This is a genomic window from Desulfothermus sp., assembly GCF_053993635.1.
In genome coordinates this window covers 13988-28417 of sequence record NZ_JBMYBT010000069.1, presented here as the reverse complement: position 1 = coordinate 28417, position 14430 = coordinate 13988, and the positions used below count along the sequence as shown (strand labels likewise).

Sequence of the window (14430 nt, the reverse complement as noted above, 5' to 3'; positions counted from 1 at the left end):
TATGGAGATAGATGTAAGTGAAGGCATGCATTATGAAGGATTTTGTATAAGACCACCCAGTGAGGCCTTTAGTATATTGCTCCAGGTAACCGTGGGTTGTTCCCACAATAAATGTACTTTTTGCGGTACATATAAACAAAAAAGATTCAGGATAAAGGAATGGGATATTGTATATAGCGATATTTTATTTGCTTCCAAGTATATGAAAAATCAAAACAGGCTCTTTTTAATGGATGGAGATGCACTTATAATCCCACAAAGAAAACTGGTGCCTTTGATTGATACCATAAATAAACACCTTCCCTGGCTTGAGAGGATAGGAACATACGCAAATGCTAAGAGTCTAAGAAAAAAGAGCCTCGATGATTTAATTGAACTTAAGCAAAAGAAATTGGGAATACTCTATTTAGGTGTGGAAAGTGGAGATGACGAAGTTTTGCGTGAAATAAATAAGGGAGCAACAGCTTCTGAATATGTGGAATTGGCTAAGAAGGTAAAACAGGCAGGAATAAAACTCTCTGTAACCGTTCTCCTGGGAGTGGCAGGTAGGATGAGGTCTCTTGAACATGCAAGGGCTACAGGAGAGTTACTTACAAAGATGGATCCTGATTATGTTGGTGCCCTTACCCTTATGCTAATTCCAGGAACACCACTATATGAAAAATATGAAAACGGAGAATTTGAACTCCCAGATAAATATGGCATGTTGTTGGAATTAAGGGAGATGATAAGGTTTACTGACCTGTCCAATGGCCTTTTTACATCAAATCATGCTTCAAATTATTTGCCACTTAAGATTAAATACCCAGAGGGTAAGGAGAGTGCATTGAAACTGATAGACAAGGCTATACGTGGCGAAATTGGTTTAAAACCTGAATGGATGCGCGCACTTTAGTTAGATTGAACACTTGTTGGTGAAATTGGGACGGTTGGTAATTGAGACGGATTTAAGCAAAATAAGCAATATGTTTCACAATTCAGTCCATTACTTAGTTGTGATTAAGAGAACAAAGTAATTGTTTTTAAGCGTTGTTTAAAAAAAAAGCTTTGACAGAAGGTTTGAAATAAGATAAACAGTCTCAAATTTGTAACAATTTTCACAAAGTCAACTTAACACATAAAAAACACGGTTGGAGGGCAAATCTATGATAGAGTTAAACATCACCTTTTTTATTCAACTGGTAAATTTTTTGATTTTGTTGGCTGTTTTGAATCTCATCTTGTATCGTCCAATTAGGGGGATAATAAAACAGAGGCAAGAGAGGCTCTCTGGATATCTCTCTGACATTGAACAATTTAATGAACAGGCAGAGGAGAAATTAAAGAACTATGAGCAGCAGCTAAATCAAGCACGGGTAGAAGCCTCTAAGTTGAAAAATGATTTTAAGGTAGAAGGGACAAAAGAAGAACAGATAGTCTTATCTAAGGCTAAGGAAGAGGCTCAGGCAAAGTTACAGAAGGCTAGAGAAGATTTGGAAAAGCAAGTAGGTTCTGTTAAAAAGGAGCTTTTGTCCAAGGTGGACGAGTATGCAAATATGGTGGCAGAAAGGGTCATGGCTTAATACCTTTGAATAATAAAAAAAGAGGCTTAAGGAGGTTTGTTTTGAAAAAAGTAATAAAAAGGACAGCATTGGTTTTAGCGGTCCTTCTATTTGCGGGTGTGGTTTGGGCCTCGGGGCATGGAACAGAAGAGGCCTCGTCAGCTGCTGCCTGGAAGGATTTTTTTTGGCGTTGTGTAAACTTTGCTCTTTTCCTCGCTATTATTTATAAACTGGCAGGCAGCAAAATAAAGGATTTTTTTGGTGGAAGGACCAAGGATATTGAAAGTAAGTTTCAAACACTGGAAAAAAGGCGTAGGGACGCTGAGCAGAATCTCAAACAAGTTGAGGCTCGTATTGCAAATCTGGAGCAGGAGAGACAAGAAATTTTGGCTGAGGCAAAACGTCAGGGAGAAGCAATAAAAAATGCTATAATTGAGAAGGCATACAAGGATGCAGAAGAGATTAAAAAACAGGCAGAGATTAAGGTCCAGCAAGAATTTGAACAAGCCATAGAAATGATCAGGGCTGAAATGGCAGACAAGATTATTGAGTCTGCTGAGAAGATAATTTTAAGTAGGCTAGGGGTCAAAGAACAGGAACAATTAATTGATAAATATCTAACAAAGGTGGTGCTCAATTGAAACAGGAAATTATAGCAAAAAGGTACTCCAGGGCATTGTTTGCAATTGGCCAGGAGGATGGGCCAGAGGCTTTGAAACAATATGGGAATGAGCTCGGGGCCTTTTGCCATCTTGTAGAGGATGAGCCTATTTTGCTAAGGATTTTTAAAAATCCTGTTATTAGAGTTGAGGATAAAAAAGACCTTATTGAAAAGATCCTTGACAAAATAGGCGCCTCAAAGGTTGTGAAAAATTTCTTAATGCTCCTGGCTGAAAAAAAACGTCTTTCGTATATCCTGGATATCAGAAATTATTATCAAAAATTGCTTGATCAATTTGAAGGGATTGTACGTGGCCATCTTGTGACTGCAATTGATTTAAATGACGAGAAGAAAGAGAATATTAGAAAGAGTTTGGAAGAGAAGATGGCCAAGAAATTTGTACTGGATTTTCAGGTTAATAAGGATATTTTAGGTGGTGTGGTATTAAAGGTTGGGGACAAGGTGTATGATGCCAGTTTAAGGGCCCAATTAAATATATTGAAAGAAAAAATAAAAAGGGGTGAGTAGTGGCCATGCAAATTAGATCAGAAGAAATTACCAAAATTATTCAAGATCAGATAAAAAGTTATGAGGAAAAGATGGAAATGGCAGAGACCGGAGTGGTCCTGTCAGTGGGTGACGGAATTGCTAGGGTATATGGACTTGAAAATTGTATGTCCATGGAGCTTTTAGAATTCCCTGGTGAGATATACGGCGTTGCCCTAAACTTGGAAGAAGATAATGTGGGTGTGGCTCTTTTAGGTGAAGATACTCACATCAAGGAAGGAGACACTGTAAAGAGGACAGGGCGGGTTTTTTCAGTTCCTGTTGGCGATGCAGTAGTTGGAAGAGTTATTGATCCTGTTGGTAATCCATTGGATGGACTTGGACCTGTTTCAATGAAGGAGACCAGGTTAGTTGAGATAAAGGCTCCTGGTATTATTGTGAGGAAGCCAGTTCATGAGCCAATGTATACTGGACTGAAGGCAATTGATGCCATGACACCAATTGGGAGAGGACAGCGTGAGCTCATCATTGGTGACAGGCAGGTAGGTAAAACTGCCATTTGTATTGACGCCATCCTGGCGCAAAAGGATAGTGATGTATATTGTTTTTACGTAGCAATTGGTCAGAAAAAATCAACAGTAGCCTTGGTGGCTGAGACACTTAGAAAATATGGTGCAATGGAATACACTACAATAATTTCTGCAACTGCATCTGACCCAGCAGCCCTGCAGTATATCGCACCTTACAGTGGATGTACAATGGCTGAATATTTTAGGGATAGTGGTAAACACGCACTAATTATTTATGATGACTTGTCAAAGCAGGCAGTTGCATACAGACAGATGTCTCTGCTTCTAAGACGTCCTCCAGGCCGTGAGGCATTTCCTGGTGATATTTTTTATTTACATTCTAGATTACTTGAGCGTGCTGCAAAATTAGATGATAATCATGGAGGTGGGTCTCTTACTGCACTTCCAATAATCGAGACACAGGCTGGAGACGTTTCAGCATATATTCCAACAAACGTTATTTCAATCACCGACGGTCAGGTATACCTTGAACCAGACTTATTTAATGCTGGTTTTAGGCCTGCAATTAACGTTGGTCTATCAGTATCAAGGGTTGGTGGATCTGCCCAGGTTAAGGCAATGAAAAAAGTTGCTGGAACACTTCGTCTTGACCTTGCCCAGTATAGAGAGCTTGCAGCATTTGCACAATTCGGGTCTGACTTGGATAAAGCCACAATGCAGAGGTTGGAGCGTGGTAAGAGGATGATGGAGCTTCTAAAGCAACCTCAATATCAACCTTTGCCAGTTCAAGAGCAGGTAGTTGTATTGTATGCAGGTACCCGCGGATATTTAGACGATGTGCCTGTGGAGGCAATATCCAAATTTGAGAAAGAATTTCTTGAATTTATGAGAAATTCAAAGGGCGATATATTGAATGCCATTAAGGAATCAAATGATTTAGACGAGGCAACTGAGGAAAAGTTGAAAGCTGCATTGGAGGAGTTCAAAAAGACTTTTCAGGCCTAACATAACTTAAGGACAAAGGGGAAAATCCATGCCTTCATTGAAGGATGTTAAAAAGAAAATAGAATCAGTTCAGAAGACCCAGCAGATTACTAGGGCCATGAACATGGTGGCATCAGCAAAGCTGAGACGCGCCCAGGAAAGGATTGAGAAGTTCAGGCCCTATGCTGATAAATATTATGAAATGTTAAAGGACTTATCTAAAGGAGTGGATGTGAGTGTACATCCACTTTTAGAACCTAGGGAGGAGATAAAGGCTACAGGTATAGTCTTAATCACCTCTGAGAGAGGGCTTTGTGGTGCCTTTAATACAAATTTGATAACTAAAACTGAAAAATTGATAAAGGAAAAATCAGCTGAAGGAAAGGCCATTAAAATTCTTGCTGTTGGTAGAAAGGCTGCCCATGCTGCGAAAAAAGTAGATAGTGCTGAAATATTAAATTCTTATGTAGGAGTGATGGACAATTTTGATTTTACTTTGGCCAATAAAATTGGACTTGAGATCATTAAGGCATATGAAGACCATGTGGTTGATGAGGTTTATCTCATCTATGGCCAATTTGTAAGTATATTAAGACAAGAGCCTGTGGCTATGCAAATATTGCCTGTGACTCAGCCAGAGGCAGAAGAAGAGGAAAGCCAGGGATCAAATGCCCTATATATGTATGAACCATCTGTTGAAGGTTTGCTTGCAGAGCTTTTGCCAAGGTTTATAAAGGTGCAGGTGTACAGAGGCCTTTTGGATACCTCAGCAAGTGAGCATGCAGCAAGAATGACGGCAATGGATACTGCATCTAAGAACTGTGATGATATGATCCATAAGCTGACTCTGGCTTATAATAAGGCAAGGCAAGCAGCCATCACCGCCGAACTCTTAGATATTGTTGGCGGTGCAGAGGCACTAAAAGGATAAATAAGGGGGAAGTAATGAGTGAGAATATAGGAAAAATAGTTCAAGTTTTAGGAGCTGTTGTAGACGTAGAGTTTGAAGAGGGCAAATTGCCCAATATTTTAAATGCTATTAAGGTATTAGATCCAAGTAGACCTGAAGAAGAGTCATTAATATTGGAAGTTGCCCAACAGCTCGGAGACAATGTAGTTAGATGTGTTGCCATGGACACAACAGATGGTTTGGTCCGTGGCATGAAGTGTCAGGATTTAGGACAGCCCATTGCCACACCAGTTGGTAAGCCTGCGTTGGGCAGGATTTTAAATGTTGTTGGTCGTCCTGTGGACGAAATGGGACCAGTTGAAGCTGAAGAACATTGGCCAATTCACAGGCCAGCACCTTCTTTTACAGAACAGTCCACAAAGGTTGAGCTCTTAGAAACAGGAATTAAGGTTGTTGATCTTATGATTCCATTTCCAAAAGGCGGTAAAATGGGACTGTTCGGCGGTGCAGGTGTTGGAAAGACTGTTATCTTAATGGAGATGATCAACAATATTGCAAAACAGCATGGTGGTAAGTCAGTTTTCGCAGGTGTTGGAGAGAGGACAAGGGAAGGAAATGACTTGTACCTTGAGATGAAAGAGGCGGGCGTACTCGCAAATGCAGCTCTGGTATATGGTCAGATGAATGAACCTCCAGGAGCCAGGGCAAGGGTAGCACTTACAGCCCTTACTGTTGCCGAGTATTTCAGGGATGTAGATGGTGAAGACGTGCTTTTATTCATTGACAACATATTTAGATTTACTCAGGCAAACATGGAAGTGTCAGCACTCCTTGGTCGTATGCCTTCTGCAGTTGGTTATCAGCCAACCTTGGCAACAGACCTTGGTGAGCTAGAAGAAAGGATTACTTCTACAAATAAGGGATCAATTACTTCTGTTCAGGCGATTTACGTGCCTGCAGACGACTTAACTGACCCAGCACCAGCTACAACATTTTCACACTTAGACGGGACATTGGTTCTTTCAAGACAAATAGCTGAGCTTGGTATTTACCCAGCAGTTGATCCTTTAGACTCTACTTCAAGGATTCTGGATCCAAATATTTTAGGTGAAGAGCACTACAGGACAGCTCGTGATGTTCAGCAAATATTACAGAGGTATAAAGATTTACAGGACATTATTGCAATTTTGGGTATGGAAGAGCTCTCAGACGAAGACAAATTAGTTGTTTCCAGGGCAAGAAAAATTCAAAGGTTCTTGTCTCAGCCATTCCACGTTGCTGAGCAATTCACTGGTAGGCCAGGTGTATATGTAAAGACAGAGGACACTATTAGGGGATTTAGAGAGATCATAGACGGTAAACACGACGATCTACCTGAAAACGCATTCTATATGGTGGGAACAATAGAGGACGCAGTAGAGAAGGCAAAATCAATGTAAAAAAAGTGGGTATAAGCCATGGCAAGTACAATAAAATTAGAAATAGTCACCCCAGATAGGGTGGTTTTAAGTGAAGAAGTAGAATATGTCGGTGTTCCAGGAGTAATGGGACAATTTGGTGTGCTTAAAAACCACATACCGTATTTATCTGCCCTCTCTATTGGTTCTTTGTATTATAAAAAAGGTGCAGATACAAAATACGTATTTGTGTCTGGTGGGTTTGCTGAGGTAGACGGTGAATCAATCACTATTTTGGCAGAATCTGCAGAAAGGGCAGAAGAGATAGATGTTGAGAGGGCAAAAAAGGCCAAGGAAAGGGCAGAGAGAAGGCTTAAGGAACAAAGTGAAGAAATAGATTATGCAAGGGCCAGGGCAGCCCTTATGAGGGCAATTGAACGGATCAAAACAAAAGAAAGGGTGGGTATGTAAAGTAGTAATCTATAATCAAAGTTTTTATATGTAAGGGATCTCTAATTAAAAGGGATCCCTTTTTTGTTTTTTGGCAACAATGAAGGGCTAATTTGGGCTTGCCTAATTTTTTGTATGGGTCTATAGTATTTATTCTACATTTTAAGTGGGGTTTTATTAATATGAGAGCCTTAAAAAAGAAAATCTGCGCCCTAGTGCTTTCAGCAGGAAAGGGCACCAGAATGAAGTCAGAGCTACCAAAGGTATTACATAGACTTTTAGACGAGCCAATGTTGTGGTATGTAGACCAATCTTTAAAGGGATATTTTGATCCACCGGACATTTTCTACGTTTTGGGATATAAGTTCCACATGATAGAACAAGCCCTGGATTTTGTGAGAGAAAATAAAATTTATCAAAAAGAGCAGCTTGGCACAGGCCATGCCCTTCAGTGTGCGTATGACCAACTATTAAAAAAGGGTTACGATTGGGTATTGGTTGTCAATGGTGATGTGCCTCTTTTGGATATGGATAAAATATGGCCTATGATAGATAGAGCTCTTCAGCAGAATATACACCTTTCCTTTTTGACCATAAATCTTGACGATCCAACTGGATATGGTAGGGTCATAAGGAATGAAATGGGTCAGGTTGTTGGCATTATAGAGCAAAAGGATATTCAAAATTCAGAGATTGAAAAAATCAACGAGGTCAATTGTGGTATATATTTTATTAACTTAAAAGAGTTAAAAGACTATTTATTTAAATTAGATTGTAATAACAAACAGAGAGAATACTATTTAACTGATCTTATAGAGCTTTTTGTTAGGGATAAAAAAGAGGTATATGCATATAATTTGGGTAAACAAATAGAGTTTTTAGGTGTAAATTCATGTAGCGAGCTTGCTTTGTGCGATGAGATTTTACAAAAGAAAATAGTTGGTGATTTATTGAATAGGGGAGTTTTGATTTATAGACCAGAGCTTGTTAGGATAGGACCTAGAGTTCAGGTGGATTCAGGGGTTCAGATAACTGGACCAACAGAGATCTATGGCAAGTCATCTATTTTAAAGGGCACAAAAATAGATTCCCATGTCTGGATTAAAGACAGTATAATAGATGAAGATTGTAAAATTTTAAGTTTTTCACATATTGATGGAGCTCATATAGGTGAAGGGTGCACCATTGGGCCATTTGCAAGGCTGAGGCCAGGTACAGAACTGGTTTCTGATATTAAGGTGGGGAATTTTGTTGAAATTAAAAAGTCGATTTTACAAAAAGGGGTGAAGGCCTCCCATTTGACTTATCTTGGAGACAGTTTTATAGGTGAGGGAACAAATATAGGCGCAGGGACTATTACCTGTAATTATGATGGGAAAAATAAACATCAAACATATATTGGTAAAGATGTATTTGTTGGAAGCAACACATCTTTGGTGGCTCCTCTAAAAATAGGGGATCGTGCCCTTATAGGTGCTGGTTCTACTATAACAAAGGATGTGCCCGAGGGTTGTCTTGCCGTTGCCAGGCAGAGGCAAAAAAATATAACCAGGAAGATTAAAAAATAAAATGGAACTTCTTGATTTACTGGAAAAAAAGATAGATTACCTCTTAAATAGGGTAAAGGAATTGGAGCTGGAAAATAAAAGATTAAACGAAGAGCTTGCAAAAGAGAAGGAAATAAGGGAGCAGGTATCAAAAAAAATAGATAATTTATTGCAAAAGATGGAAGATATAGATATAACATAAATTAATGCCAACTTATCGATTATCAATTTTGGGACAAGAGGTCTCATTTAGGGCAAATGTGGATGAGGCCCGTATCCTGGAAGCAAAAAAGGTAATTTTAGATAGATTTAATAAATTAAATACCTTTGGATCCAGGCTCAGTAATGAAAAATTATTAATTTTAGTAGCGCTGGGTCTGGCTGATGATTTTTTACAGACAAAACAGAAGTTGCAAAAGACCGAAATGAAATTAAAGCAACTTCTGGAAAAGATAGAAAATAAATAATGTTTTGTCTTCTAATTTCCCTGGGGGATAGCGTGATTGGAGGTACCATTTTTGAGCCAACAGCAAAATAAAGGGAGCCGCTTCTTGTAGCCTGTTGTGCATGCCCAACTCCTTTTTTAGGAGCATTGGGAAGCCTGATGGCTACTAGTGGCGCCCACCTGGCTATGCCAGGTTCAAAATGGCCTACAACACGTATCCCTCGGGGATATTCTGGATGATTCCTTCCATTTGCTTCCCTAATATTGGCCTTGTCTTCAATTTGCCCAACCATATTTTTCAAAATTTTTAATCAGACCTAATCTATTTGGTCTGAAAAATATAAAGGAGATATGTTATGGATTATGCTTTTTTGATTGGTGTGATTGCTTTTTTAGTGGGTTTAGGTGTTGGTTTTGTCATAAAGAAATACAATGTGGAAAAAGAGCTTGAAGAGGCCAGAAAAGAGGCTGAAAAAATCATTAGGGATGCAGAAAAAGAAGCTAAGGCCAAACAGAAGGAATATTTGATTCAAGCTAAGGATGAAATTTTTCAACAAAAAAGAGAGCTAGAAAAAGAGGCCAAGGAAAAGGAAAATAATCTTAAAAAGCAAGAAATTAGATTACATGAAAAGGAAGAGCGATTAGAAGCCAAGCAGGAAAAATTGGCCAGAAAAGAGGCCGAGCTGGTGGAGATGGAAAAAAATCTATCTAAATTAGAGCACGAAGTGTTAAAACGGAAGGATGAGGTTGATGTTCTGATACAAGAACAATATAGGAAATTAGAAGAGATATCAGGCCTCACAAAAGAGGAGGCAAAGGAAAGACTCCTTCAAGAAATAGAATCCAGCACAAAACATGAAGCAGCCAGAATGATAAGGCAAATAGAGGCTGAAGCAAAAGAAATTGCGGATAGGAAAGCACAGGAAATATTAGCAACTGCTATACAAAAATATGCTGGTGAATATGTCATTGACAATACAGTAACTGTTGTGGAACTCCCAAATGAAGAGATGAAAGGGAGGATAATAGGCAGAGAAGGCAGAAATATTAGGGCCTTTGAAGCTGCCACAGGGGTTGATTTAATTATAGATGATACACCAGAGACTGTTGTTCTCTCTGCCTTTAATCCACTTAGGCGGGAAAAGGCAAAGATTGTACTTGAGCGGCTAATTACTGATGGTCGTATCCATCCTGCAAGGATAGAAGATGTTGTGCAAAAAGTGGACAGGGAAATGGAGGTAAGACTAAGGGAGATAGGTGAACAGGCAACATTTGATGTGGGCGTTCATGGGATACATCCAGAGCTCATTCGTCTTTTAGGGCACCTCTATTATAGGACCAGTTTTACCCAGAATGTGTTAAGTCACTCACTGGAAGTTGCCTTCTTGTGTGGGATCATGGCCGCTGAGCTAAAATTAGATGTTAAAATGGCAAAAAGGGCGGGGCTCTTGCATGATATAGGTAAGGCCGTTGACCATGAAATAGAAGGACCTCACGCCCTCATAGGAGCAGAATTAGCCAAAAAATATGGAGAATCAGATGAAGTTGTCCATGCAATAGCTGCTCATCATGAAGATATACAACCAGAAACAGTACTTGCTGTTTTGGTGCAGGCAGCAGATAGCCTATCAGGTGCAAGGCCTGGGGCAAGAAAAGAACTCCTGGAACATTATGTAAAAAGATTGGAAGAGCTGGAAAATGTGGCCCTTTCTTTTGAAGGAGTTACAAAGGCATATGCAATACAGGCTGGAAGGGAACTCAGAGTTATGGTGGATTGCGAAACAGTTGACGAAAACGAGACCTATTTGCTTTGCAAAGAGATTGCAAAGAAGATAGAAGAACAACTCACATATCCTGGACAGATTAAAGTGACCTGTATCAGGGAAAAGCGGGCTGTGGAATATGCCAGATAAAAATATTAGGCTATGCGTATTCTCATATATGTTACATTTATAATATCAAGAAATTAACTTTGAGGGTATCAAAGGGCAATATTAGGTTAATAAGGAGTTTTCTATGGAAACAGACGTAAAAATGGCAATTGATCTCATTAAACGGGGTGCAGTGGAAATTATAGAAGAAGAGGAACTTATAAAAAAGTTACAAAAAAAAGTGCCTTTGAGGGTCAAGGCAGGATTTGATCCAACTGCGCCAGATCTCCATTTAGGACATACAGTACTTATTCAAAAATTGAAGCATTTTCAGGAACTTGGACATAAGGTTTTGTTTTTAATTGGTGATTTTACTGGGATGATAGGTGATCCCACAGGTAAATCAGAGACCAGAAAACCCTTAACAAGAGAGGAAGTCTTAAAAAACGCAGAGACCTATAAAAAGCAGATATTTAAGATCCTAGATGAGGAAAAGACAGAGATTATGTTTAATTCCCAGTGGATGGATAAATTTACTGCTTCGGATTTTATAAAATTATGTTCAAGATACACTGTTGCTAGGATGCTTGAAAGGGATGATTTTTCAAAGAGGTTTAAAGAAAATAGACCTATTGCAATTCATGAATTTATATATCCATTGGTACAGGGATATGATTCTGTTGCCATGAAGGCAGATGTGGAACTTGGGGGAACAGACCAAAAGTTTAATCTGCTTGTTGGAAGGACCCTGCAAAAACAAGAAGGGATGGAACCACAGGTTGTAATTACCATGCCCCTTTTAGAGGGATTAGATGGTGTTAATAAAATGAGTAAGTCCCTTGGAAATTACGTTGCAATAGAGGATCCTCCTTTTGATATGTTTGGTAAAATCATGTCCATATCTGATGAACTCATGTTTAGATATTATGAACTTTTATCAGACAAAGATACTGCCGACATTGAAAAGATGAAAAGAGATATAGAATCAGGCAACCTACATCCCAAAAAGGCAAAAGAAGACCTTGCCTTTGAGATAACTGCTAGATTTCATGGAATATCAATGGCAAAAAAGGCCCAGGAAGAGTTTAATAGGGTGTTTTCAAAACACAATATACCCTCAGATATACCAGAAGAAATTGTAGAAAATCCTGATGTTACATTAACTGATGTATTGGTTGATAAAGGCTTATGTAAATCAAAGAGTGAGGTAAGAAGATTAATAAAACAAAATGCAATATCCATTGACGGCAAAAAGATCCATGATCCTTATATGAAATTTGATATTGGGGAATTTGTTGTAAAGGTTGGCAAAAGGAGATTCTTAAAAGTTATCAGGAGAGGCTAATGGGAAATAAATTTAAATTATTTTTACACATGATAAAGATTGAACACTCCCTTTTTGCCTTGCCTTTTGCTTATATTGGTTGTTTTTTGGCAAATTCAAATTGGCCAGGTCTAAGGGTTTTTTTATTGATTTCCATTGCAATGGTGGGCATGAGGTCCTTTGCAATGGCAATGAACAGGATAATAGATTTAAAATTTGATAAAATAAATCCAAGAACCCAGGACAGACCTCTAGTTACAGGTGAGATTACCCTAAAAGAATCATGGTTATTTTCCATTATTTTTGCCTTAATTTTTGTAGTGGCATGTTATGGGCTAAATAAACTTTGTTTTTATCTATCTTTTATTGCACTTGTGTGGGGGGGCTTGTACAGTTTTTCAAAGAGGTTTACCTCCCTTTGTCATTTTTGGCTGGGATCTGTTTTGGCAATGGCGCCTATTGGTGGTTGGCTTGGAGTTGACCCACACGTACGTCCAGTTCCAGTGACATTTGCATTTGGTGTCCTATTTTGGGTAGCAGGTTTTGATATTTTATATAGCATACAGGATGTGGATTTTGACAGAGAACAAGGGCTTTTTTCTCTGCCTTCAAAATTGGGTGTAAAATCCGCCCTGTGGATATCTTGTTTTTCCCACATTATTTCTATAATCTTCTTTTTTCTTGGTGGATGGGTGGCTGGTCTTGGGATGTTCTATTTTATTGGTTGGTTAATTGTTAGTTGTATTCTTATTTTTGAACATTTAATTGTTAATGAAAATAGCCTGGATAAAATAAGTGTGGCCTTTTTTCAAATGAATGCATATGTGTCTTGCATACTCTTATTGGCTGTTCTTATAGATATTTTCTGGGTATATTAGTGTATTGGTGTATTGGTATAGTGGTGTAGTGGTGTGGGGTGTAGGGGGTATTGGTTCACTCCTCTTCCTGTTCATTGTTCACTAAATTTAGGATAATGATATGGATATATTAGAAAGATTAAAGGGAAAACTCGTTAGAGTAGAGTATGGGGAAAAGGAAATATATATCCTTGGTACTGCCCATGTATCAAAGGACAGTGTTAGGGAAGTAAGAGAGGCAATAAATGAAATAAGGCCTGATACAGTGTGTGTGGAGCTTTGTGAAGCCAGATATGAGTCCATGTTCAATGAAGATAAATGGAAAAACATGGACATCGTAAAAGTGGTTAAGCAAAACAAGGCCTTTTACCTCTTGATGCAGCTTATACTCTCATCTTTTTATAAAAAAATAGGGGATAAATTAGGAGTTAGGCCAGGGGCTGATATGATAGAAGCTGTTTATGCCGCTCGGGAGATTGGCGCTGAAATAGTTTTGGCAGACAGGGATGTAAATATCACTCTAAAAAGGGTGTGGGGATATCTTGGATTCTTTAAAAAAATAAAGCTAATTGGCCTTATGGTTTCGTCTGTTTTTTCAACAGAAGAAATAACAGAGCAAGATATTGAAAAATTGAGACAAAAGGATCAACTGGAAATTGCCTTAGAGGAAGTAGCTTCCTCACTCCCAGAAGTAAAACAAAGACTATTAGATGAGCGAGATATATACCTTGCTGAAAAGATAAAGTCAGCCCCGGGAAAAAAGATATTGGCAGTTGTTGGTTATGGACATGTAAATGGAATTGTGTCCAATATCCCAAAAGAAAATGATCTGACACCATTAGAAACCGTGCCCAAGAAAGGAAAAATTGCTCAATTTTTAAAGTGGCTAATCCCTATTTTGATTATTGGGCTGCTAACCTATGGATTTATAAAGGGCGGCAAAGACCTATCCATTGAATCCATTTCATTATGGATAGGGATCAATGGAACCCTTTCTGCTTTAGGTGTTGCCCTGGCCCTGGCACATCCTATAACTATTGTCTCAGCTTTTTTGGCTGCTCCCATAACCAGTCTCAATCCTATGGTAGCAGCAGGTTGGGTAGCTGGTCTTGTACAGGCATGGGTTCGAAAACCCAAAGTACAAGACATTGAAGAACTCCCTCATGCTATTTTGTCTGTAAAGGGCTTTTGGACAAATCCAGTGACTAAAATACTTTTAGTTGTTGCATTTGCAAATATTGGTAGCTCTATTGGAACTTTTTTAGCTGGGAGTATGATAGCAAGTAGATTGTTTTAGAAAGCCTATAGAATGGTGTAGTGGTGTATTGGTGTATTGGTATATTAGTATATTGATGTAGTGGTATATTGGTGTAGTGGTGTAGTGGTGAAAAATTACTAATCATCCT

Annotated in this window: 15 protein-coding genes and 1 other RNA gene; all 16 read left to right on the top strand. The window is 38.8% G+C overall.

All coding sequences use genetic code 11. The features are described from left to right. The first annotated feature begins 1 nt into the window (after position 1). The 16 genes from ACY2V1_RS05530 (at position 2) to ACY2V1_RS05455 (ending at position 14321) form a co-directional block, all read left to right on the top strand. Positions 2–895, top strand: coding sequence for a radical SAM protein (locus tag ACY2V1_RS05530; RefSeq protein WP_461833799.1), 894 nt, complete (start codon positions 2–4; stop codon positions 893–895). 250 nt (positions 896–1145) lie between these two features. Continuing rightward, on the top strand, positions 1146–1562 hold the full coding sequence (locus ACY2V1_RS05525; RefSeq protein ID WP_461833798.1) for a F0F1 ATP synthase subunit B: 417 nt from the start codon (positions 1146–1148) through the stop codon (positions 1560–1562). Positions 1563–1603: 41 nt separating this feature from the next. Next, the gene (gene atpF, locus ACY2V1_RS05520) at positions 1604–2182 is read left to right on the top strand and encodes a F0F1 ATP synthase subunit B (protein WP_461833797.1); all 579 of its coding nucleotides are present in this window, start codon (positions 1604–1606) and stop codon (positions 2180–2182) included. Next, positions 2179–2730, top strand: coding sequence for an ATP synthase F1 subunit delta (gene atpH, locus ACY2V1_RS05515; protein WP_461833796.1), 552 nt, complete (start codon positions 2179–2181; stop codon positions 2728–2730). The genes atpF and atpH overlap by 4 nt, the downstream gene beginning before the upstream one ends. Positions 2731–2735: 5 nt before the next feature. Beyond that, entirely contained in the window at positions 2736–4244 is a 1509-nt protein-coding gene (gene atpA, locus ACY2V1_RS05510) for a F0F1 ATP synthase subunit alpha (RefSeq protein WP_461833795.1), read from the top strand. 28 nt (positions 4245–4272) lie between these two features. Then, positions 4273–5154, top strand: a complete 882-nt coding sequence (locus tag ACY2V1_RS05505; protein ID WP_461833794.1) for a F0F1 ATP synthase subunit gamma — start codon at positions 4273–4275, stop codon at positions 5152–5154. Between the two features lie 14 nt (positions 5155–5168). Next, positions 5169–6572, top strand: coding sequence for a F0F1 ATP synthase subunit beta (gene atpD, locus ACY2V1_RS05500; RefSeq protein ID WP_461833793.1), 1404 nt, complete (start codon positions 5169–5171; stop codon positions 6570–6572). Positions 6573–6590: 18 nt separating this feature from the next. Continuing rightward, positions 6591–7001, top strand: coding sequence for a F0F1 ATP synthase subunit epsilon (locus ACY2V1_RS05495; protein WP_461833792.1), 411 nt, complete (start codon positions 6591–6593; stop codon positions 6999–7001). Positions 7002–7162: 161 nt separating this feature from the next. Then, on the top strand, positions 7163–8548 hold the full coding sequence (gene glmU, locus ACY2V1_RS05490) for a bifunctional UDP-N-acetylglucosamine diphosphorylase/glucosamine-1-phosphate N-acetyltransferase GlmU (protein ID WP_461833791.1): 1386 nt from the start codon (positions 7163–7165) through the stop codon (positions 8546–8548). Position 8549: 1 nt separating this feature from the next. Further along, positions 8550–8729 (top strand): hypothetical protein, encoded by a 180-nt coding sequence (locus ACY2V1_RS05485; RefSeq protein ID WP_461833790.1) that lies wholly within the window; start codon positions 8550–8552, stop codon positions 8727–8729. A 4-nt stretch (positions 8730–8733) separates the two neighbouring features. Beyond that, positions 8734–8994, top strand: a complete 261-nt coding sequence (locus ACY2V1_RS05480; RefSeq protein ID WP_461833789.1) for a cell division protein ZapA — start codon at positions 8734–8736, stop codon at positions 8992–8994. Positions 8995–9008: 14 nt separating this feature from the next. Continuing rightward, a non-coding RNA gene (ssrS, locus tag ACY2V1_RS05475) (6S RNA) lies at positions 9009–9204 on the top strand. Between the two features lie 124 nt (positions 9205–9328). Further along, positions 9329–10885, top strand: coding sequence for a ribonuclease Y (gene rny, locus ACY2V1_RS05470; RefSeq protein ID WP_461833788.1), 1557 nt, complete (start codon positions 9329–9331; stop codon positions 10883–10885). A 103-nt stretch (positions 10886–10988) separates the two neighbouring features. Then, a complete protein-coding gene (tyrS, locus tag ACY2V1_RS05465; protein WP_461833787.1) occupies positions 10989–12188 on the top strand; it encodes a tyrosine--tRNA ligase in 1200 nt (399 codons plus the stop codon). Next, a complete protein-coding gene (locus ACY2V1_RS05460; protein WP_461833786.1) occupies positions 12188–13045 on the top strand; it encodes a UbiA-like polyprenyltransferase in 858 nt (285 codons plus the stop codon). Before tyrS ends, ACY2V1_RS05460 begins: the two co-directional genes overlap by 1 nt. Positions 13046–13145: 100 nt before the next feature. After that, positions 13146–14321 carry a TraB/GumN family protein gene (locus ACY2V1_RS05455; protein ID WP_461833785.1) on the top strand — a complete coding sequence of 392 codons (1176 nt, stop codon included), beginning with the start codon at positions 13146–13148 and terminating at the stop codon, positions 14319–14321. Positions 14322–14430: the final 109 nt, after the last annotated feature.